Source organism: Psychroserpens damuponensis (genome assembly GCF_000826655.1).
Taxonomy (GTDB): domain Bacteria; phylum Bacteroidota; class Bacteroidia; order Flavobacteriales; family Flavobacteriaceae; genus Psychroserpens; species Psychroserpens damuponensis.
The window spans coordinates 179,526-203,299 of the sequence record NZ_JXJO01000024.1 but is presented as its reverse complement, the minus strand read 5'-3'; the positions used below and the strand labels follow the sequence as shown (position 1 = coordinate 203,299).

The following is a 23,774-nucleotide window of genomic DNA, read 5'->3' as shown; positions in this document are numbered from 1 at the left end:
TATTAAGCCCCAATTTAATAAAAATGACATTCTCAAAAACCCTACGCCATAAACTTGGTAATCAAGCGTATACCTTGTTTATTACAGTTTTATTAATTTTATCATCAACATCAACGTTGTTTTCACAACAGTTAGCGTTTCCTACCGCAGAAGGCGCTGGCGCCTACACAACTGGAGGTCGCGGAGGAATTGTGGTAAGAGTTACAAACCTCAACGCTAGCGGAACTGGTAGTTTGAGAAACGCACTGCTAATGACTGTTCCTAGAACAATTGTTTTTGATGTAAGCGGAAGAATCCATATGACAAGTCTTTTAGAACTTGGAGTTGCCAATTCAAACTTTACGGTGGCAGGACAAACTGCACCTCAAGGAGGTATTACTATTAGTGGGAAACCTATTCAAATGGGCAACTCTAGTGAACCTTGTAACAACGGTATTTGGCGTTATATAAGATTTAGAAACGGGAGTTATACAGGACAAAACGATGTTTATAATCATAATGGTTTTATATCAAATGGAACCAATGGTTTAATCTTAGATCATTGTTCGTTTAGTTTTTGTGACGATCAAGCTATCTCTATGGATTCATATTATGGTCCGTTAAAAAATATAACCATACAAAGATGTGTTTTTTCTGAAAATTCAACACAAATTATTTTAGGACTTGGTGGTACGCATCCAAGAGGTGATATGACATTTAGTAATAATCTTTTTGTAGATGTTACTCATAGAACACCTAATATGGGAGGAAATTTACAATGGGATATCATAAATAATGTGTTCTTTAATTGGGGAAACAGATTAGCAAATGCTAATGATGATTCACCAATGATAAACCATATTGGAAATTACTATAAACCAGGTGACTATAGTTCTGATATTAGAGCCAACGTTGTACAATACCCTTCTACACCAGTTATTTATACAGCTAATAATTATCATGCTACGTTTTATCCTACACCACAATTAGATGATAGAGATATGTGGACTGATTTCTATTATCCAGGACAATCAATATCTTCAAATAGGTTTACTACAACTCAACATCAATTGCTAGGTCAAGGACCTGATATTAAAGCCCCACAATTAGCTTACGCAGATGTAACTAATGATGTTGGGTCCAATAGATATTTAAATGCTGACGGTACTTTTGGAGAGTATCAAGACAGTTTTGATAGTACAAAAATTTCAAATGTTTTAAACGGGATCAGTTCAAATCCATCAAATAAATCATGGACGCAGCCCACGCTACCAAATAACACTAGGTCTAACGATTATGATACTGATAATGATGGGATGGCAGATCAATGGGAACTAAATACCTTTGGTGATTTAACTAGAGATTCTAATGGAGACGACAACGGAAATGGTTACACTAACCTTGAAGAGTTTATAAATGGAATAACCTTAGGATACGAAGTAATAATCATAAGTGATACAGACACACTTTGCGAAGGTCAAAGTACAACCCTAACAGCTACAGGAGCAGATTCTTATATTTGGAACACAGGAGAAACATCTACAACTTTAGAAGTTACACCAAATGTGACTACAACATATACTGTTACAGGAACACATTCAGATGGTAGTACAACGCAAGATGAAATTACAATTACCGTAAACCAAGTTCCAACTGCAAACGCAGGAGAAGATATAGCAACGTGTATAGGGAGCCCAGTTACTTTAACAGCATCAGGAGGTGATTCGTACCAATGGAGTAATGGAGGAACAACAGCCTCAATTACCGTTAACCCAAATACTACAGTTACATATACAGTAGAAGTTTTTGAAAATAATTGCTCAAGTACAGATCAAGTTACAGTAACAGTTAATGACATTCCAGATGTAGATGCTGGAGAAGATCAAACCATTTTCGAAGGAGAAACTGCTACTTTAACAGCTACTGGAGCAGATTCATATGTATGGAGCACAGGAGAAACGACCCAAAGCATTACAGTAAATCCAATGCTAGATACCTCATATTTGGTAACAGGAACAACTAACAATTGCGAAAACACAGATACCGTTACCGTTTTTTTGTTAGATGACAGTGTCAATGCTAATGCTGGAGCTGACACTGAGATTTGCATTGGCCAATCGACTCAATTAACAGCAACAGGTGGAGCAACCTATTTATGGAACACAGGAGAAACAACAGCTACGATTGAAGTATCTCCTACAGAAATTACCACATATACAGTAACAGCTTATAGCCCTTCTGGAAATAATACAGCAGAGGATAGTGTTATTGTAACTGTAAACGAAATACCAGTTGCAAATGCTGGTGAAGATGTTGAGATGTGCTTCGGAAATGTAACCACATTAACAGCTTCTGGCGGAACATCATATTTATGGAACACAGGAGAAACAACACAAATAATTTCAGTAAGTCCTGACGCAACTACAACATACTCCGTAGAAGTTTTTGAAAACAACTGCTCGAGTACAGATCAAATTACAGTAACAGTTAATGACATTCCAAATGTTGATGCTGGAGAAAATCAAACCATTTTTGAAGGAGAATCAACTACATTAACAGCTACAGGAGCAGATACTTATCTTTGGAACACAGGAGAAACGACCCAAAGTATTACTGTAAACCCATCAAATACTACAACATATGCTGTAACAGGAACTAGTAATCAATGTGAATTTACAGATGCTGTTACAATAACCATACAATCAGACGATGTGACTGCTAATGCAGGAGCCGATTCAGAGATTTGTAACGGAGAAAGCACCACACTTACGGCTTCAGGAGGTGTCACCTATGTATGGAGCACAGGTGAAACAACAACTACAATAGAGGTGTCACCTTCAACAACCACAACATATACGGTTACAGCTTATAGTACTTCTGGAAATAATACTGCAGAGGATAGCGTTACCGTTAACGTAAATGAACTGCCAATAGCAAATGCTGGTGAAGATGTTGAAATTTGCTTCGGAAATGTAACCACAATAACAGCTTCTGGCGGAACATCATATTTATGGAACACAGGAGAAACAACACAAACGATTTCAGTAAGTCCTGATGTAACGTCAACATACTCAGTAGAAGTTTTTGAAAACAATTGCTCTAGTATTGATGACATCACTGTAACGGTAAAAGAATTACCAGCTACAGACGCTGGAAATAATGTATCGGTAACAGAGGGCGATTCAACAACATTAACAGCTATTGGAGCAGATGCTTATGTATGGAGTACTGGAGAAACTTCAGCAAGTATCACAGTAAGTCCAACTAGTACAACAACGTATACCGTAACAGGTGTTTCTAATGGATGCGAAACTAGTGACGACGTTATCGTTTCTGTAGAAACTGAAAATATAATAGCAAACGCAGGAGTAGATGTTGCAATTTGTAATGGAGAAAGTACTTTGCTTACTGCAACTGGAGGCGCAACGTACCTTTGGAACACAGGGGAAACTACCGCAAGTATAACTGTAAGTCCAAGTCAAACAACAAATTATACGGTTACCGCTTTTAATGAAGCGCAAACCGCATCAGATGATGATAGTGTTACAGTTGTTGTAAATGCATTACCAGAAACCTATGCTGGAAATGATGTTTTAATACTAGAAGGCGATTCTACAACATTAACTGCTGTTGGAGCAGATACCTATATTTGGAGTACTGGAGAGACTACAGCAAGTATCACAGTAAGTCCAACTAGTACAACAACGTATACCGTAACCGGTATTTCTAATGGATGCGAAATTAGTGATGACGTTATCGTTTCCGTAGAAACAGAAAATATTACAGCTAATGCAGGAGCAGATGTTACAATTTGTAATGGAGAAAGTACTTTGCTTACTGCAACAGGAGGCGCAACTTATCTATGGGATACTGGAGAAACAACTGCAACTATTGAAGTGTCGCCAACAGCAACTACAACCTATACGGTTACAGCATTTAGTTCAAATGGGAATGAATCAAATGCAGATAGTGTGATTGTAACAGTTAATGATATTCCAGTAGCAAATGCAGGAAATGATATTACAATTTGCTTCGGAAATGAAACAGTTTTAACAGCTTCTGGAGGTTCAACTTACCTTTGGAGTACAGGAGAAACAACACAAAACATTACAGTAAACCCAAATAGTACAACGACGTATGTTGTAGAGGTTTTTGAAAATAATTGTTCAAGTACAGATGATGTATTAGTAATTGTTAACGATGTGCCACAAACTTATGCTGGAAATGATGTGACAATTGTTGAAGGAGAGTCTACAACGCTATCAGTAATAGGAGCAGATGCTTATATTTGGAATACGGGAGAAACAACATCGAGTATTTCTGTGAACCCAGTAGAGACTACAACGTATATAGTTACAGGTATCTCAAATGGGTGTGAATCTATTGATGAGGTAACTGTTATTGTTGAGCCTTTTATATATACAGCTAGTGCAGGAGCTAATCAAACTATTTGTCACGGTTATGAAACAACCCTTACGGCAAGTGAAGGTGATAGCTATTTATGGAGCACTGGTGAGACTACGCAAAGTATTACCGTAAATCCAACTAATACTCAAACCTATACTGTTACCGTTTTTGAAGGTGATTACCAAGCTGATGCTGAGGTTCAAGTTGGTGTAAATCCTAATCCAAATGTGGTTATTACAAATGGAAATGATGTTATGATTTTAGAAGGCGAGTTTATAACGCTTTCAGCATCTGGTGCAAATACGTATGCCTGGAATAATGGAGCAACACAACCTAACATTGCTGTAAGCCCATCAACAACCACAACATATGAAGTTACAGGCTTTATAAATAACTGTGAAGACACTAAAGCTGTGTTAGTGAATGTGTTAGAAATTATTGAGGCAGATGCTGGAGAAGATCTAGTAATTTGTACTAATGAAATGGCCACGCTTACTGCAACAGGAGGTGATGAGTATTTATGGAGTAATGGAGAAACAACTCAAAGTATTGAAGTGTCTCCAAATGAAGATACCGAATATTCGGTTTTAGTATATAATGCATTAGATAGTGACGAAGATTCTATAATGGTTTTTGTAGAAGAGTGTAGTACTATTGAAAACCCTACTGAAACAGAAGCATTTGAATTCTTTATTTACCAAGACGCGATGTTAGATATCTTGAAAATAAGAATTGATGGATTACAGTCTGTGACTGCCAAAGGGTATTCAATTTATGACTTATCAGGTAAAGTGGTCTATACAGAACTTTTTAATCCATCAGAGTTTCAAGACATGTCTCAAATGAATAGAGAATTAGACGTGTCAACATATTCTAGAGGAATTTACGTTGTGAAGTTAATTTATGATGATACTAGTTTGATAAAGAAAATACCAATACGATAAAAATATAGTTAGTTGAATTGAAGTTTAAACCATTGTTAACGTAAATCATGTTAGCAATGGTTTTTTTATTATATATAATGTTCACTAAGAACTATTTATAAAAGTTTTATTATATATATATTTGTCGTTTTTATGAGAAAATGAGTTTCAATTTAAAAAACTAGCGCTTTTGTTTAAGTTATTTTTGGAAAACACTAATTCATGACTAATTTATGTCATAATGCCTTAGCTTGTATTTGTTTTTTTTTTTTTTTTTAACCTTAAAAGAATAAGTGTTTGTTTATTAGTTGTTTATTGTTGAATTTATTTTTGAATAATTATAATTTATAAAAATAATCACATTTAAACGTCTTTTTTTGCGTTTCAAACGTATATCTGTTCGTGTGTCGCAATAATCTGTTATGAAGTATGTTTTTTGATACTATTTGAATTTCAGTTAGATAATATGAAATTTTGTAAAGCTATTTAGAAATGCAATTCATTTCATTTTATTGTAAGTTTTTCATTTTTAATAAATTATATGGGTTAGGGATAGTCATAAGCATGTGGGTTTTAAAGAGAAGTTCACATATAACTAATGTTTTTAACTATAAATAATTAGTCACAATAAATAGTAATAAATAATAATTAAAACTTTACACTAAATAATTAATTAAATCCTCTCAAGCTTAAAATGATTTCACTAAACCGTTTCACGGATCTTTGCTCAACCCTCAAATCAAGACCTTTTCTAATTTTAGTAATTTTTATCTTTTGTATTTCAAATTCTAATTATGCCCAAACTATTGCTTTTCCCACAGCCAATGGCTTTGGTAAATATGCCTCAGGTGGACGAGGCGGAACTGTCATAAAAGTCACTAATTTAAATGACAGCGGTCCTGGAAGTTTAAGACAAGCGCTTATGTATACATCTGGCGCTAGAACCATAGTATTTGAAGTAGGAGGAACTATAACATTGACTAGTGCTTTAACGGTTTTAGATGGTAATGTCACAGTTGCTGGTCAAACAGCTCCTGGTGATGGTATACTAATTAAAGGATCTATGGTTCTTATTCAAACCTCAAATGTTATCATGAGATATATAAGGTTTAGACCAGGTAATTCACAATCAAATACAGCCGATGGCCTAAACATTACGTCTTGGGGATCTGACATTGTAGAAAATATAATTATAGATCATTGCTCCATTAGCTGGGCAGATGATGAGAATTTTGATGTTAGAGCCGTTAGTGAAGGTAAAGTTCAAAATATAACATTACAAAATTCTATCATAGCAGAAAGTCTTTATGGTGCTGCTGCTGCTAAAAACACGTTTAATAAAACGTATTATAAAAATTTATTTATACATAATACCGAACGAAATATTGCTCATGGGTTTCCAACAGCTGGAATGTTTGATTCTGAAATGATCAATAATTTAGTTTATGGTGTGAGATGGGCTTCGTCTCCCAGTATGGGAAGTAAGTTTACGGTACTAAATAATCATTACCGTAAATCTAGTGAAGTTGAAACGATGGGAACAGCTGTAGATGCTACTTTTGCGGGTTCAGGAACACTTTCAGAAACTTATGCGTACATATCAGGAAACATAACACCAGATGGAATGAGTGAATATCATTCTAATTTAAATCCTTATATTAAGACGACACCGTATCTTAGTTCAGGAATTGTAGCGATTCCTGCCGATCAAGTTGCTAATGATATTTTATCTCATGTAGGTGCTAGTTTGCCTAAAAGAGATGCGGTAGATGTTAGACTTATTAATCAATATAATAATGGTAATGGTGTTTTAGCTTATTCTGGAACATACCCAACGATGCAAAGCGGTACAGTACCTGTAGATTCTGATAATGACGGAATGCCAAATAATTGGGAAACACAAAATGGATTGAATCCTAATGATGCTTCAGATAGAAATTTTATGCAACCAGATGGTTATACAAATCTTGAGTATTATCTTAACGGTATGTCTATTGCGACAACCTCAATACCTGATTGTACTAATCAAATCAATTCCTTTCCTTATAATGAAGATTTTGAAAATACGTTAGGAGATTGGACACAATCCTCTTTAGACGACACGGATTGGACTATTGATGCTAATGGAACACCATCCAGCTCAACAGGTCCATCAAATGCTGCTAGAGGTTCATATTATGTGTTTGTTGAAGCTTCTGGAAACCAATCTAATCAAGCTATTTTAAATTCTCCATGTTTTGATTTATCAAATTTAACTAATGCCAATTTCAGTTTTAAATATCATCAATATGGATCAAGTGACGAGGGCACTATTGATTTAGAAGTTAGTGATGATAATGGTGCACATTGGACATCGATTTGGAATAGTTCTGGAAACCTTGGTGACACTTGGCTAACAGCTGATATAGATCTTGATGCTTATGTTGGAGGATTAGTTCAATTGAGATTTAACAGGGTTATTGGTAACTCTTATCAGGCTGATATTGCAATTGATGATGTGAGTTTAACCAATACGTTAAGCTCTATAGGTACAGATTGTTCAGCAGAAATTAATTCTTTTCCTTACAATGAAAGTTTCGAGAATACCTTAGGTATTTGGACTCAATCATCTTTAGATGATATCGATTGGACAATACATTCAAATGGGACACCATCAAGTTCAACAGGACCATCAAATGCAGCTCAAGGCTCATACTATGTTTTTGTAGAAGCGTCTAATAATCTTAATAAAAACGCGCTATTAAATTCACCATGTTTCGATTTATCTGCTTTATCTAACGCAACATTCAGCTTCAATTATCACCAATATGGCGCTTCAGATGCTGGTAAAATTGATTTAGAGGCGAGTGATGATAATGGTGTAAGTTGGTCGACGATTTGGAGTAGTTCAGGTAATTTAGGAAATGTATGGTTAGCAGCAAATGTAGACATATCCTCATATTCGGGTGGAAATCTTCAATTACGATTCAATAGAAATATAGGAAGTACTTGGCAAGCCGATATTGCAATTGATAATGTGAGTATAACCGAAAACACAAGTACTATAAGCAGTTGCTCTGGAGGAATTAACTCTTTTCCTTATTCTGAAGGGTTTGAAAATACCCTTGGTGATTGGACGCAATCATCTTTAGATGATATCGATTGGACAATACATTCAAATGGGACACCATCTAGTTCTACAGGACCATCAAGTGCAGCTCAAGGTGCATATTACATGTTTGTAGAAGCCTCTAATCAAAATAATAGTCAAGCTTTATTAAATTCGCCATGTTTTGACTTGTCTGCATTATCTAATGCAATATTTAGTTTCAACTATCATCAGGATGGTGCTTCAGATATGGGTAGTATTGATTTAGAAGTAAGTAATGATAATGGAGCAAATTGGATTTCAGTTTGGAACAGTTCTGGAAATTTAGGAAACGTATGGTTAACAGCCAATGTTGACATTTCTGAGTACTTAGGTGAAGCTGTTCAATTACGGTTTAATAGATTGGTAGGAAACACTTGGCAAGCTGATATTGCAATTGACAATGTGAGTTTGTCAGAAGAAGGACATATAATAGATAATGGATGTACCGGTGAAATTACTTCGTTTCCTTATGCTGAAGGGTTTGAAAATTCTTTAGGCGCTTGGACACAATCCTCATTTGATGATGTTGATTGGTTAATTAATACCAATGGAACTCCGTCAAATGGAACTGGTCCATCAATGGCGTCTCAAGGCTCATATTATGCATTTGTTGAAGCCTCAGGAAATTCATCAAACCAGGCTATATTAAATTCTCCTTGTTTTGACTTATCAAGTTTGTCTAGTGCTAATTTTAGTTTTAAATATCATCAGTTTGGATCAAGTGATGAAGGCACAATTGACTTAGAAGCAAGTAATGATAATGGTGCAAGCTGGATATCTATTTGGAATAGTTCTGGGAACCTTGGTGACACTTGGTTAACAGCTAATATTAATCTTGATATGTATGTTGGAGGACAAGTTAAATTGAGATTTAATAGAATTATTGGAAACTCTTATTTAGCAGATATTGCAATTGATGATGTAAGCTTATTAGAAGTTGTAAGTAATGTAAATCCTGGGTGTTCAGGAGGAATTAGCTCTTTTCCTTATGCAGAGGGCTTCGAAAACAATTTAGGAACTTGGACGCAATCATCTTTAGATGATATTGACTGGACAGTTAATTCTAATGGAACACCGTCTAACGGTACAGGTCCTTCAAGTGCTTATCAAGGCACGCACTATATTTTTGTTGAAGCTTCTAATAATCTTAATAAAAAAGCGATACTAAATTCACCATGCTTTGATTTGTCAGGATTTACTAATGCAACATTTAGCTTTAATTATCACCAATATGGTGCACCAGCTATGGGAATTATTTGTTTAGAGGTGAGTGATGATGCTGGTGCTAATTGGACATGTATTTGGAAAAGTTCTAACAACTTAGGTGATTCATGGCAAAAAGCAAGTGTTGATCTATCCACTTATGCAGGAGGAAACGTACAATTACGATTTAACAGAGTTATTGGTGGAATTTGGAAAGCAGATATGGCTATTGATAACATTAGTTTGTCATCAAATTTAGCGACATCAAGAGAGTCAATAACAGCATCAAAAAAATCAGTAGTGCCAACAGATTTGGATACTGTAAAAGATGTTTCATTATATCCAAATCCAGTTAAAGATGGTGTGCTTCATATTGAATCAACGTTCACTAACATGTCGTACGAAATATATAGTATGGTTGGCCAGCTAATTTCCAAAGGAAATTTAAAAAACAAGACAATTGACGTTAGTCACTTAAAAGGAGCAATATATCAAATTAGATTTTCTTCGGAAGGGCAAACTATTACAAAACGATTTATTAAGCAATAGATAGTACTAGTTTATATTTTATTTAAAGTTCAGATCTTAATTGATCTGGACTTTTTTAATGAAATCTTCAAGGTGACTGTAATTGTTTACAGGTTAGAACACAAATTTGATATCATTCTTAAATAAGACGATTTCATTATATAAAAATGAAACTATAACCCCTTTATTTTATAATTAATTTTTCTAATGTAGCAGTTGAATCACAATTCTTAACCCAAAGTTCGACATCTTTATCATCAATCTCATTTTCGAGTAAATAGACTTTACAAGAATCTGCTTTAGTATCACTTTTTGAAAAGTTGACATTACTTGTATTAATTAATTCTGAAACAGCAAGAGAGTCTAAACTGTAGGTTTGCATGGCAAGTTTGGTGTCTTCAGAATAGAAACGATCTTTAATAGAAATATTCTTGATTGTTCTTGCATTTGGACCATAGGCACAAGATGTTTTTTTACCGCCTAAAAAAAAGGCTAATAAAACTAAGCCTATTGAGAATCCTCCCAAATAGTAACCAATTCGATGTAATAATTTCATGAGTTATTTTTTTTACTAGAAAATTAACAAGTTAAGATCGCTGTAGTCTAGATCAAACCAATTGGCTACAGATTTGTTTGTTAAAATTCCGTGGTAAAAATACAACCCATTTTTTAAACCACGATCAAAACGGATAGCATTTTCTATTCCACCATCTTCAGCAATTTTTAAAAGGTAAGGCGTAAATATATTACTGAGAGATACAGAAGCAGAGCGAGAGTATCGCGCAGGAATATTTGGAACACAATAATGTGTTACACCATTATAATCAAAAGTTGGTTGATCATGGTTAGTTATTTCGCTAGTTTCAAAGCAACCACCCATATCAATACTCACATCAATAACTAAAGATCCAGATTTCATAGCATTTACCATAGCTTCTGTAACAACTATTGGAGAGCGGTTATTTCCTCGAACAGCACCAATGGCAACATCACAACGTTTTAAAGCTTTTAATAAGTTTTTAGGCTGTAAGGTTGAGGTATATAATGTGCGTCCTAAATTAGATTGTACACAGCGTAATTTTGTGATTGAGCTATCAAAAATTTTCACATTAGCACCAAGGCCAATAGCCGATCTTGCAGCAAATTCTCCAACAGTTCCAGCACCAATTATCACGACCTCAGTTGGAGGAACTCCACTTATGTTGCCTAACATGAGTCCGTTTCCTCCATTTACATTTGATAAAAGTTCAGAGGCGATTAAAATAGAAGCAGTTCCTGCAATTTCACTCAATGAGCGTACTGCAGGATAGGCACCATCGTCATCTTTTATGAACTCAAAGGCCAATGCCGTAATGCGTTTTGAAGCCAATGCTTTAAAATAATTTTTGTTTTGAGTTTTAAGTTGTAACGCTGAAATTAATAAGGTTTGCGGATTTATGAGTTTAATTTCATCGATAGAAGGTGGTTCTACTTTTAGAATAATAGGGCAGGAGAACACTTTTTCGGTATCTCTAGTAACTTCTGCACCTGCATCACTATATGCTTTGTCTTTAAAATTTGCGCCTTCTCCTGCGCCAGATTCAAACATCACACGATGACCGTTTGAAACCAATGCATGAACTGCATCTGGAGTTAAACACACTCGTTTTTCTTGAAAATGAGTTTCTTTAGGGATGCCTATAAATAAATCACCTTTCTTTTTGTAGACTTCAAGAGTCTCTTCTTGTGGTAATAATTGTGCTTTTGTAAAGGGAGATAGTGATTCGCTCATTGAGTTTTTAATTGGTAACTCAAATTACAAATAATTATTTAGTATTTCCAATTTTAGTTTTTATATATTAGTTCGTGATTATTTTCTATGAATAAATTTGGTTTGCAAAATATAAGGAGTAAGGATGTTTTAATTTCTATATTAATTGTATGTGTTACAATGAGTTATTATTCAAATAATATTTTGGATATACAAGGAAATATTAGTGAATTCGATTTTTATAGTTTTTGGGGTCTATTTCATTTTTCAAAAATGAAAATTTTAATTATTGCTTTTTGCTTAATATGGTATTTCACTTCTAAACATTGGTGGAGACATTCAATTTTAATTATAATATCTATTGAATTAGTGAAGCTAATTAGCACACTTAACCCTAATCAAGATTCTTTAGATGAAATAGAATTCATAACCAGTTTACCTATTACAATTCCTATTATTTTGATGATTTTTTTAGTTTCTCATAAATTAAATCAATATAGACTAGCGCAAGAACTTAAAACAAATATAGATATTGAGATTGATGAGGTTTTTTTGACTTTAAAAAAATATAAGAAAACGGATTTGGACACTTTACAAGAAAAAGTAACAATGTTAAAAGCACAAAAATTACATAAGAAAGAAGCTGTTAACTATTTAAATACTCTTAAAGCATTAAGAGATGAATTTTATAAAATATAATTATGACATCTCTAAAAAACATATCAAATGACAGACGTTACCTAAGAGATTTAATAATTCTTGTGTTAATTGTTATTCTACCATTTTTGTTTTTTACTTACCGTCTTGTTCCTACTGATAGTGCAATTTGGTATTCAGATATTTTATCTCTTAATTTAGATGGTTTAAAAGATTTAGATTACTTAATTTGGATTTTCTACATTAAACTGCTTACCCTTTCAATATTATCATTGTGGTTTATTACTTGTCTGAACAGATGGAGATATGTACTATTTTTTACAATTATAGTGGAGATTTATAAAATAACTTTGAATATCGGTTTATTAAAGTATGGTTTTGATTTTGATGTGGAATATTCAGATAGTTTAATAATATCTATTCCCTATTTATTACTATTGAACTTTATTTCAAATAAAATTGGTTTTAGAATGAAAGAACTAAAGTCAAATATTGGGATTAATAAAGAGATTAATAAACTTTCTAAGTTTGATGCTAAACAGTATAAGTTTGTGAAAAACGAACTTAATATGTTACAATCACAAAAGGATATGATGGATAAAAAAGAGTATTTAACAAAACTGATCACTTTAAGAGATCAATTACAATAAATATTTAAATAGCTTTATTAGCCTTCTCTATTTCCATTAAAACTTCATCTAGTAAAGCGCGCTTTTCGTCAGACCATTGTTGCTTAAGTTTGTCATCAATGTAAGCTTCAATTTCAGCTTTGGTTCTAACTTTTGGTTTAGGCATGTCTTTTAAAAACATTTCTCCTTGACCTGTAATTAACCAAACTAAATTAATTTGTGGATATTTTTTAACTATGCGCTCAATGACATCGCTACCAACAGATGCATTATTTTTTTGCATACGCAAGGTGTAACCATTAGCACTACCAATGGATATGTCAAACTGTCTGGCACTCAAGTCAAGAGCAGATAATAATTGGATAATTCTATGTATTGTTTTACTCATTATAATTAGGGTTATGTTAGAGTAAGAGGGATTTAAGTATTGCAAATGTAATTTTTTTCACTTAAATATTAGTAATCTATATGAGAAAAGTAAATTATTTAACTAAAAATCCCACAATTGTTAAATAAATTGTGGGATTCTTAGCTGTTTAACTTTGTGATAATTATTAAAAATACTGCTTAATTCTAGACCAAACACCTTTGGGTTTCATCATAAACTCTTCTTCTAATTCTTGCATGGATTTATCGGCATCGTTTATTTTATTAAACATCTTTGCCCTAATTAGATAAATTGAAGGTATTATAATAGCCATTAAAGGAATCATATAAAGCCAATCTAACTCATCTACATTAGCAATATCATTATAAATTAAACCAACAATTTGGAAAGCATACATTACAATTGGTACAATTAACGCGTGGTACCACCAGTTTCTATTAGTAAAAAACCAAATAAGTAACAGTACAAATGGAACAGCTTTACCGGTCAAAATCCACATGGAAAGATTTGCATCACCCCAAAGATTACTATCATAGGTAAACAAAAATGTTTCCCACACTTGCGTATTAGGAACATACTCATATAAATAAAACAAAAAGGGAGTTATAGCAACATAAGTTCCTATTAAACTCCCAATTATCAAGTTTTTTCTACTAACGTTTTTATCCGTTTGGCGGTACTCTGAATTTCTTTCTTTCGATTTCAGTTTTAGTTTGTCCATCTAAATTGATTAAATCAGTTGCATGAGCAGTGAATAACATTCCACCGAAAATCGCGATAGCGAGTACGTACTTTTTAGTTTTCATAATGTAAGGGATTAAATAATTAATTATTCAAATATAAGTTAGCCTTATATTTTAAAATGTTAAAATGAGTGTTAAAAAACGCTCAATAATCGTCTTATGATTACGGTTTTTCCGTACTTTGTAACTATAACGTGGTGTAAGGTTGCTAATTTATTTTCACTATTTCACTGCTTTTTTACTTGTTTACTGGGTTAATAATATGTATTTGGCTCAATTTGAGTATTCTTGAGGTTTTATTTTTGTAAGAAATTTCTACAACATTTGAGTCCTCTGGAAGCAAATTTTTAGCATGTTGTGGCCATTCTATAAACACCCAATTCATGGGATTTAAATAGTCTTCAAAACCAAAATTTAATGCTTCTTCTTCATCGTTAATTCTGTACAAATCAAAATGAAAAATAGAATCTTTTTTTGATCTATATTCATTTACTATAGAAAATGTTGGACTACTAACATCGTCATTACTACCCAGTAACTTAACTAAAGACTTAATAAGTGTGGTTTTACCAGCACCCATGTCTCCATAGAAAAGTAAGGTTTTAGAAGTTGTATGATTTAAAATTTGTTTTGCAACAATATCTATGTCTTCTAATTGATAATCAAGTTCTAATAATTGAGTCATCGTTAATAGTTAAACGTGTAAAGTCCTTTCCAATAATGCAATTATAAGTATAATTATTGGTAAATGCTAGAAATAAGTGTATTTCATCGAGGATTTTTGCATTACGTAGGATTTTTAAACCAAATTTTGTAAGTCTAATATTTAGACTTTAGAGTCAAATGTATAGTCAATACAAGTAGAAAAACCATTGTGGTTTTAAACACAATGGCTTCATTTTCTTTGTTTTACATAAACATAATAGTATTAGGTTTTTGGATTCATAACCACAAAAGGTATAATCATTTCTTCTAAAGACACACCTCCATGTTGATACGTATTTCTATAGTAACTCACATAATGATTGTAGTTGTTTGGGTAAGCTAAAAAATAGTCACTTTTAGCAAAAATAAATGAATTACTCATGTTAATAGATGGTAAGTGAATAGACTTTGGATCTTTCGCTACCATTACCTCTCGATCTTCATATGTTAGGCTGCGACCTGTTTTATAGCGTAAATTTAAACTTGTTTCTCGATCTCCAATAACCTTAGAAGGATTCTTTACATTTATTGTTCCGTGATCTGTTGTGAGTATTAATTTAAAACCTAAATTTTGCGCTTGTTGAATCATTTCTAATAATGGTGAGTTTTTAAACCAACTCACTGTTAACGAACGGTACGATTTGTCATTGGACGCTAATTCTTTAACCACATCCATTTCAGTCTTTGAATGCGAAAGCATATCTACAAAATTGTATACAATAACAGATAAATCGTCATCTTTTAAGGTTTTGAAGTTTTCTACCAACTTCTTTCCAGCTTTTAAATTTGTGATCTTATGATATGATGTTTTCAAGTTTTGTAAACCTAATCGTTTAAGTTGACCTTGAAGAAACTCATTTTCAAACATGTTTTTACCACCATCATCAGTATCATTTTTCCATAAATTAGGATGTAGTCTTTCCATATCTAAAGGTGTGAGACCAGAAAATATTGCGTTTCTAGCATATTGCGTTGCTGTAGGCAAAATACTGTAAAACGGTTCTTCACTAATTTTTTTATAGTAATTATTGACGATAGGCTCAAATGCTTTCCATTGGTCATAACGCAAGTTATCTATCACAATAAAAAGCGTAGGTTGGTCTTTGCTTAGCTCTGGCACAACTTTTTCTTTAAATAAATCATGAGACAAAATCGGTCCATCAGAATCATGATCAAACCAATCTTCATAATTTTTTTCAATAAATTTCCCAAATTGTAGATTGGCCTCATTTTTTTGAGATTCTAGAATTTCAGTCATACCAACATCCTCTATATCTTCGAGCTGTAACTCCCAATACACCAATTTTTGATATAAATCGCTCCATTCCTCAAAACTATTAACCATAGACATATCCATCGCAATTTTTCTAAACTCTTGCTGGTAGTTTGATGTTGTTTTTTCTGAAATGAGCCTAGAATGATCTAAATTCTTTTTTAAACTAAGTAAGATCTGATTTGGGTTCACAGGCTTTATCAAATAATCGGCTATTTTATTTCCAATAGCCTCTTCCATAATATATTCCTCTTCACTTTTAGTTATCATTACTACTGGTAAATTTGCACGTCGCTCTTTAATTTCATGTAGTGTTTCTAACCCTGTAAGTCCAGGCATATTTTCATCTAAGAACACAATATCAAAATTGGTGTCATCAATAATTTCGATAGCTTCTGTACCACTTTGGCAGGTTGTTACCTTATATTGTTTTTGCTCTAAAAAGATGATATGTGGTTTTAAAAGATCGATTTCGTCGTCAACCCAAAGAATATTTATAGTGTTCATGTATATTTGTTTAAAATTAATGTAAAAGCATAGTGTTTGAAGACAAGTAACAAACTTAAAATCTTTAACGACCCAATTTACGGATTTATTACTATTCCAAATTCGGATATTTTTGACTTAATTGAACATAAATATTTCCAAAGGCTTAGACGAATTTCTCAAATGGGTTTATCGTATCTTGTATATCCAGGAGCAAATCATACAAGATTTCATCATGCTATAGGTTGCATGTATCTTATGCAGAAAGCGGTGAATGTTCTTAGTTTTAAAGGTGTTACGATTTCTGAAGAAGAAGAAAGAGCGCTCTATATCGCCATTTTATTGCATGATATTGGTCATGGTCCATTCTCTCATGCCATGGAGCATAGTATTGTAAATGGAATTTCACATGAAGAAATTTCAATGCGTTTTATGCAAAAACTCAATGAAGAATTTAACGGAAGTTTAACGCTAGCCATTCAAATTTTTGAAGGCAAGTACGATAGACCGTTTTTATGTGAACTTATTTCTAGCCAATTTGATATGGATAGAGCAGATTATCTCAAACGCGATAGTTTTTATACAGGCGTTGCAGAAGGTAATGTAAATAGCGAACGATTAATAACCATGCTTAATGTAGTTGATGACCGACTCGTTGTTGAGCAAAAAGGCATTTACAGTGTTGAGAAATTTTTAGTAGCTAGACGTTTTATGTATTGGCAAGTTTATCTTCATAAAACAGGTGTAGTAGCAGAGCAACTTTTAACTCGTGTATTAAAAAGAGCCAAAGAGTTATCGCGACAAGGTGTAACTTTAAGAGCAAGTGATGCGTTGTCATTTTTTCTTCGGAATGAAATTTCTAATAATAACTTTAATGATGATACCTTAGAGATTTTCTCTAGATTGGATGATACAGATATTGTTTCGGCAATGAAAGATTGGCAATACCATGATGACTTTGTGCTAAGCGAACTAAGTAGTATGATTATTAACAGAGATTTGTTAAAAATTAAGCTTAAAAATAAACCAATAAAACGCTCTACATTAGATAAACATAAGTCTCAACTTATGGAAAAACATAATATCTCTAAAAAAGAAGCTGAGTATTTTGTGTTTATTGATGAGATTTCAAATTTGGCGTATCAATCAAAAACGCAAAAAATAAAAATATTACAAAAATCGGGTAGAGTGGTTGATATCACCAAAGCATCAGATCAATTTAATATAAAGGCCTTGTCTAAATCCATTACTAAATATTATATCTGTTATCCTAAAATTGAATAGTTTAAGTTTTGTAAATGTTTAGAATACAGAGGCTATGTTTTTGAATTTTAGAATTTCCGAAGTAAAACATTTTAAAGTTAAACCTCACAAAAACATTACAATTAGTATTAAAATTGAGGAGACCTAACAACAAACAACTCAACACCTAACTTTTATTTATACATTTTTCCTATTTTTGCGAAGATGAACTTTACAGCACAACAAATAGCTGGAATTTTAGAAGGTGATATCGTAGGTAATCCTGAGGTAGAAGTTTCTAAACTTTCTAAAATTGAAGAAGGAATAGAAGGCTCTTTAACCTTTTTAGCAAATCCTAAGTACAATTCATATATATATTCTACAAAAGCATCTATTACAATTGTAAATAAAACTTTTGAACCAGAAAATGAACTCTCAACAACCTTAATTAAGGTTGATGATGCCTACCAATCTTTTTCTAAACTATTAGAATATTATAACCAAGTGAAGTTAAATAAACAAGGTATAGAACAGCCTTCGTTTATTTCTGACACGGCAAAAATGGGAAGTGATATTTATATTGGTGCATTTAGTTACATTAGTGATAATGTGACTTTAGGTAATAATGTTAAGGTATTTCCTAATGCGTACATTGGTGATAATGTTACTATTGGTGATAATACAATTATATTTTCGGGAGCTAAAATTTATTCTGAAAGCGTTATAGGTAATAACTGTGTCATTAACTCAGGTGTTATTATTGGAGCAGATGGTTTTGGTTTTGTGCCAGACAACGAAGGAGAATATAGCAAAATACCTCAAATTGGTAATGTAATTATAGAGGATTTTGTTGATGTTGGTGCAGCTACCACTATTGATAGAGCAACTTTAGGCTCTACAATTATTAGAAGAGGTGTAAAATTAGATAATCAAATACAAATAGCACATAATGTTGAAATTGGCAAAAACACAGTCATAGCTGCTCAAACAGGAGTGGCTGGATCTGCCAAAATTGGCGAAAATTGCCTTATAGGTGGCCAAGTAGGAATTGCTGGTCATTTTGTAATTGGTAATAATGTGCGTGTACAAGCACAATCGGGTATTGGAAGACATGTAAAAGACAATGAAATATTGCAAGGATCTCCATCGTTTTCATTTGGAGACTGGAATAAATCGTACGTACATTTTAAAAATTTACCAAAGATTGTTAAATCTATTAATGATTTAGAAAAGAAAATAAATGGGAATAATTAAAACAGACATTAAGCAAAAAACTATAGAGAATCAAGTCTCTCTACAAGGCGTTGGATTACATACAGGGAATGATGTAACCATAACATTTTGTCCTGCACCAGTTAATAACGGGTTTTCTTTTAAAAGAATTGATCTTGAGGGATCTCCAGTAATTGAGGCAGATGCAAATTATGTAACAAATACACAACGTGGAACATGCATTGAAAGAAATGGTGTGACTATTCAAACATCAGAGCATGTATTAGCGGCTTTGGTTGGTATGGATATTGACAACGCAATTATCGAGCTTAATGCTGCAGAGCCTCCAATTATGGATGGATCATCAAAGTTTTTTGTTGAAGCCATTGAAAAAGCAGGTATTGTAGAGCAAGATGATTTTAGAGAAGAATACGTGGTAACAGATGTGATTTCTTATGCTGATGAAGAATCTGGAAGCGAAATTATTGTTATGCCTTCAAAAGAATATCAAGTCACCACAATGGTTGATTTTGGTACTAAAGTTTTAGGCACTCAAAACGCAACTTTAAACCGATTGTTAGATTTTAAAGAGGATATTTCAGATTCTAGAACCTTTAGCTTTCTTCACGAATTAGAAATGTTATTAGAACATGGCCTTATAAAAGGTGGTGATTTAAATAATGCTATTGTTTATGTAGATAAAGAGCTATCTCCAGAAACTATGGAGAAACTTAAAGTCGCATTTAAAAAAGATTCTATAGCGATTAAGCAAAATGGAATTTTAGATAATTTAACGCTTCATCATCCAAATGAAGCCGCAAGACACAAGCTTTTAGATGTTATTGGTGATTTATCTCTCGTAGGTACACGTATTAAAGGTAAAGTTATTGCAAACAAACCTGGTCATTTTATAAATACACAGTTCGCCAAAAAACTATCAAAGATTATAAAAAATGAACGTCGTAATAATGTGCCTCAAATTGATTTGAATCAACAACCGCTAATGGATGTGAATCAAATTATGGATATGTTGCCACACAGACAGCCTTTTTTATTACTAGACAAAGTTTTTGAATTATCAGACTCTGGAGTTATTGGAATGAAAAATGTGACCATGAACGAAGAGTTCTTTAAAGGCCACTTTCCTGGAGCACCTGTAATGCCTGGCGTTTTAATAGTTGAAGCTATGGCGCAAACTGGAGGAATACTTGTATTAAGTACCGTTCCAGATCCTGAAAACTATCTAACATTCTTTATGAAGATCGATAAAGTTAAATTTAAGAAAAAAGTTGTTCCTGGTGATACACTTATATTTAAGTGTGATTTAATTACACCTATTCGTAGAGGTATTTGTCATATGCAAGGCTATGCTTATGCTAACGGACAATTATGTGCTGAGGCAGAATTAATGGCACAAATTTCTAAAGTTAAATAAACAATATTTAACGTATTTTTAGCGCATCAATCAATTTTATTAAGTTTTAAATAACTTAATATGTATCAAAAAAATTAAAAAAATGAACCAACCTTTAGCATATGTACATCCTGGAGCAAAAATAGCTAAGAATGTAGTAATAGAGCCTTTTACTACAATCTATAGTAATGTCACCATTGGAGAAGGAACTTGGATAGGTAGTAATGTGACCATAATGGAAGGTGCAAGAATTGGAAAAAATTGTAATATTTTTCCTGGTTCTGTAATTTCTGCAGTACCTCAAGATTTAAAATATAACGATGAAGATACACTTACCGTAATTGGCGATAATGTTACTATTAGAGAGTGTGTTACCATCAATAGAGGAACTACAGATAAAATGAAAACAGTTATAGGTAATAACTGTCTTATTATGGCATATTGCCACGTAGCACACGATTGTATCGTTGGTAATAACTGTATATTTTCAAATAATAGTACGCTTGCAGGACACATCACCATTGGAGATTATGTTGTATTAGCAGGTATGACTGCAGTACATCAATTTGTATCTGTAGGTAATCATGCCTTTGTAACTGGAGGATCTCTAGTTAGAAAAGATGTTCCACCTTATGTAAAAGCTGGTCGTGAGCCGTTATCATATGTAGGTATTAACTCTGTAGGTTTACGTCGTAGAGGCTTTACAACAGAGAAAATTAGAGAAATACAAGATATATATAGAATGCTATATCAAAAAAATTATAATAATTCACAAGCTTCAGATTTAATAGAGGCTGAAATGGAGGCAACTCCAGAGCGTGATGAAATTCTTCAGTTTATTAAGAATTCACATCGCGGAATTATGAAAGGATATTTTAAATCAAATTAAGTTTTCTTCGGAAACTAAATAACACCAAACCCTTGCGTTTAATTCAATAACGCAAAACAATACACTAAATACAAAACACCAAAAAAATGGCAAGTACTTCAGATATTAGAAACGGATTATGCATTAGATATAACAATGATATATATAAAATCATTGAATTTTTACATGTAAAACCTGGTAAAGGTCCAGCATTTGTAAGAACAAAAATGAAAAGTGTGACAACAGGAAAAGTTTTAGATAATACATTTTCTGCAGGTCATAAAATTGAAGATGTACGCGTTGAAACTCATAAATTCCAGTTTTTATACCATGATGGAGAATTTTTCCATTTTATGAATGAAGCAGATTACACGCAAATTCGATTATTAGAATCTGCTTTAGACCGTTCAGACCTCATGAAAGAAGGAGAAGTAGTTACAATCCAAATTAATACAGAAGATAATATGCCGTTATCGGTAGATATGCCTGCAACCGTAATTTTAGAAGTAACGGCTACAGAGCCAGGAGTGAAAGGAAATACTGCAACTAACGCTACAAAACCTGCAACCGTAGAAACAGGAGCAGAGGTAAATGTACCCTTATTTATCAATGAAGGTGATAAAATTAAAGTAGAGACAGATAAAGGAACGTATAAAGAACGTGTAAAAGAATAAGACATTAAGAAGCAGTAGTCAGTCTTAAGTAAGTCATACTCACTCGAGACTGTAAACTGTAAATCACCACCTGTATACTAAACAACATGAAATTCCCACAACCACATACACTAAAGGAAATAGCTCACCTTATTTCTACTGAATATATAGGAGCAGACGATTTTCCAGTGTTAGGAATGAATGAAATACATGTTGTAGAACCTGGAGATATTGTATTTGTAGATCATCCAAAATATTATGATAAAGCATTAGAAAGTGCGGCAACAATTATTTTAATTAATAAAAAAGTAGAGTGCCCAATAGGAAAAGCGCTTTTAATATCTGATGATCCATTTAGAGATTTTAATACATTAACCGCTCACTTTAAACCATTTCAAGCCTCAAATGCTGCAGTAGCAGCTTCTGCTAAAATTGGTCTAAATACAATAATTCAACCTAATTGTTTTATAGGTAACAATGTAATTATTGGTGATAATTGTATCATACATTCCAATGTAAGTATCTATGACGATACGATTATTGGTAATAATGTGACTGTACATGCAGGCACCAGTTTAGGAGCAAGTGCTTTTTATTATAAAAACAGACCAGAAGGTTTTGATCAATTGCAATCAGGTGGTCGTGTTATTATTGAAAACAATGTAGACATTGGTGCATTATGTACTATTGATAGAGGTGTAACAGGAGATACAACTATTGGTGAAGGCTCAAAATTAGATAATCAAATTCAAATTGGGCATGATACTGTAATCGGTAAAAAATGTTTAATAGCCTCACAAACAGGAATCGCAGGATGCGTTGTAGTAGAAGATGAAGTCACTATTTGGGGACAAGTAGGTGTGAAAAGCGGAATCACCATCGCAAAAGGTACTGTGTTGTATGCGCAATCTGGTTTAGGCCATTCAACAAAACCAAACGGAACGTATTTTGGATCGCCAGCAATTGAAGCACGCGAAAAATTTAAAGAAATGGCTTACCTGAGACAAATCCCAAAAATATTAAAGCAATTAAAAACTAAATAAATGTCTGCAAAACAAATTGTCAAAGCATTTTATGATTTAGACTTAGTAAAAGATGAGAATATCTTAAGTCACTACCATAAAGATTGTGAGTTGAGATGGCATAGTAGTAAAGGCTTTACAAAATTAAATTATAATGGACTAGAAGAGATGCTTGAAGGTTTAAAGCAATCTTTTCACTCATTTAAGTCTAGATTAAGTCATTTATTAGAAGATGGCAATATGGTTACAGCTAGATATACCATTTATGTTACTTCTATAGAACGTCCTGAAAAGGAGGATACCTTAGCTCATTTTATTACTATTTGGGAAGTTAAGGACGGAAAATTATATAAAGGATATGAAATAAGTCAGTTGCCAGATGATAGTTCTGAAAGCTTAAACTCTTATGCTGAAATTAAAGTTTAAAAAGGTTTAAAAATAATAAGCAATATCTTATTTTTGTCATTATTCGGAAATATCAACTGAATACACAAAAACATAAAATCAAAATCATAAATAGCCTATAACTTCTTAAAATTTTAAATTTCCGAAGAAAAAAGGC

Annotated in this window: 18 protein-coding genes; 11 read left to right on the top strand and 7 right to left on the bottom strand. The window is 32.9% G+C overall.

What is annotated here, in order from left to right; genetic code table 11:
• Positions 1–23 precede the first annotated feature (23 nt).
• Positions 24–5,330, top strand: a complete 5,307-nt coding sequence (locus TD29_RS15295; protein ID WP_040281875.1) for a T9SS type A sorting domain-containing protein — start codon at positions 24–26, stop codon at positions 5,328–5,330.
• Positions 5,331–6,003: 673 nt separating this feature from the next.
• Positions 6,004–10,191, top strand: coding sequence for a T9SS type A sorting domain-containing protein (locus tag TD29_RS18785; RefSeq protein WP_040281873.1), 4,188 nt, complete (start codon positions 6,004–6,006; stop codon positions 10,189–10,191).
• 163 nt (positions 10,192–10,354) lie between these two features.
• On the opposite strand, the gene TD29_RS15285 is transcribed toward TD29_RS18785, so the two are convergent.
• Both TD29_RS15285 and TD29_RS15280 read right to left on the bottom strand, forming a co-directional pair.
• Positions 10,355–10,726, bottom strand: a complete 372-nt coding sequence (locus TD29_RS15285) for a hypothetical protein (protein ID WP_040281871.1) — start codon at positions 10,724–10,726, stop codon at positions 10,355–10,357.
• A gap of 15 nt (positions 10,727–10,741) precedes the next feature.
• Positions 10,742–11,941, bottom strand: a complete 1,200-nt coding sequence (locus tag TD29_RS15280) for an alanine dehydrogenase (RefSeq protein WP_040281869.1) — start codon at positions 11,939–11,941, stop codon at positions 10,742–10,744.
• 87 nt (positions 11,942–12,028) lie between these two features.
• On the opposite strand from TD29_RS15280, the gene TD29_RS15275 reads away from it, so the two are divergent.
• Entirely contained in the window at positions 12,029–12,619 is a 591-nt protein-coding gene (locus TD29_RS15275) for a hypothetical protein (protein ID WP_040281866.1), read from the top strand.
• 2 nt (positions 12,620–12,621) lie between these two features.
• The gene (locus TD29_RS15270; RefSeq protein WP_040281864.1) at positions 12,622–13,227 is read left to right on the top strand and encodes a hypothetical protein; all 606 of its coding nucleotides are present in this window, start codon (positions 12,622–12,624) and stop codon (positions 13,225–13,227) included.
• Positions 13,228–13,231: 4 nt separating this feature from the next.
• Here the strand turns inward: TD29_RS15270 and TD29_RS15265 are convergent, their stop codons facing one another.
• The 5 genes from TD29_RS15265 to porX all read right to left on the bottom strand — a co-directional run bounded on the left by TD29_RS15265 (position 13,232) and on the right by porX (position 16,822).
• Complete coding sequence (locus TD29_RS15265; protein ID WP_040281862.1) at positions 13,232–13,594, bottom strand: hypothetical protein; 363 nt, start codon at positions 13,592–13,594, stop codon at positions 13,232–13,234.
• A gap of 166 nt (positions 13,595–13,760) precedes the next feature.
• Positions 13,761–14,237, bottom strand: coding sequence for a hypothetical protein (locus tag TD29_RS15260; protein WP_152611538.1), 477 nt, complete (start codon positions 14,235–14,237; stop codon positions 13,761–13,763).
• A gap of 19 nt (positions 14,238–14,256) precedes the next feature.
• On the bottom strand, positions 14,257–14,400 hold the full coding sequence (locus TD29_RS18705) for a hypothetical protein (RefSeq protein ID WP_162835822.1): 144 nt from the start codon (positions 14,398–14,400) through the stop codon (positions 14,257–14,259).
• Positions 14,401–14,575: 175 nt separating this feature from the next.
• Positions 14,576–15,022: a tRNA (adenosine(37)-N6)-threonylcarbamoyltransferase complex ATPase subunit type 1 TsaE gene (gene tsaE / locus TD29_RS15255; RefSeq protein WP_040281858.1), complete on the bottom strand. Its 447-nt coding sequence runs from the start codon at positions 15,020–15,022 to the stop codon at positions 14,576–14,578.
• Between the two features lie 243 nt (positions 15,023–15,265).
• On the bottom strand, positions 15,266–16,822 hold the full coding sequence (gene porX / locus TD29_RS15250; protein WP_040281856.1) for a T9SS response regulator signal transducer PorX: 1,557 nt from the start codon (positions 16,820–16,822) through the stop codon (positions 15,266–15,268).
• 36 nt (positions 16,823–16,858) lie between these two features.
• Between porX and TD29_RS15245 the strand changes: the two genes are divergently transcribed.
• The 7 genes from TD29_RS15245 to TD29_RS15215 all read left to right on the top strand — a co-directional run bounded on the left by TD29_RS15245 (position 16,859) and on the right by TD29_RS15215 (position 23,638).
• Entirely contained in the window at positions 16,859–18,085 is a 1,227-nt protein-coding gene (locus TD29_RS15245; protein ID WP_040281853.1) for an HD domain-containing protein, read from the top strand.
• Between the two features lie 183 nt (positions 18,086–18,268).
• Positions 18,269–19,297 (top strand): UDP-3-O-(3-hydroxymyristoyl)glucosamine N-acyltransferase, encoded by a 1,029-nt coding sequence (lpxD, locus tag TD29_RS15240; RefSeq protein ID WP_040281851.1) that lies wholly within the window; start codon positions 18,269–18,271, stop codon positions 19,295–19,297.
• Complete coding sequence (locus TD29_RS15235) at positions 19,284–20,690, top strand: bifunctional UDP-3-O-[3-hydroxymyristoyl] N-acetylglucosamine deacetylase/3-hydroxyacyl-ACP dehydratase (RefSeq protein ID WP_040281849.1); 1,407 nt, start codon at positions 19,284–19,286, stop codon at positions 20,688–20,690. Before lpxD ends, TD29_RS15235 begins: the two co-directional genes overlap by 14 nt.
• An 82-nt stretch (positions 20,691–20,772) precedes the next feature.
• The gene (gene lpxA, locus TD29_RS15230) at positions 20,773–21,558 is read left to right on the top strand and encodes an acyl-ACP--UDP-N-acetylglucosamine O-acyltransferase (protein WP_040281847.1); all 786 of its coding nucleotides are present in this window, start codon (positions 20,773–20,775) and stop codon (positions 21,556–21,558) included.
• 86 nt (positions 21,559–21,644) lie between these two features.
• Positions 21,645–22,211 (top strand): elongation factor P, encoded by a 567-nt coding sequence (gene efp, locus TD29_RS15225; protein WP_040281845.1) that lies wholly within the window; start codon positions 21,645–21,647, stop codon positions 22,209–22,211.
• A gap of 86 nt (positions 22,212–22,297) precedes the next feature.
• Positions 22,298–23,233: a UDP-3-O-(3-hydroxymyristoyl)glucosamine N-acyltransferase gene (locus TD29_RS15220; protein ID WP_040281843.1), complete on the top strand. Its 936-nt coding sequence runs from the start codon at positions 22,298–22,300 to the stop codon at positions 23,231–23,233.
• The gene (locus TD29_RS15215) at positions 23,234–23,638 is read left to right on the top strand and encodes a nuclear transport factor 2 family protein (RefSeq protein WP_040281841.1); all 405 of its coding nucleotides are present in this window, start codon (positions 23,234–23,236) and stop codon (positions 23,636–23,638) included.
• The last annotated feature ends 136 nt before the right edge of the window (positions 23,639–23,774 follow it).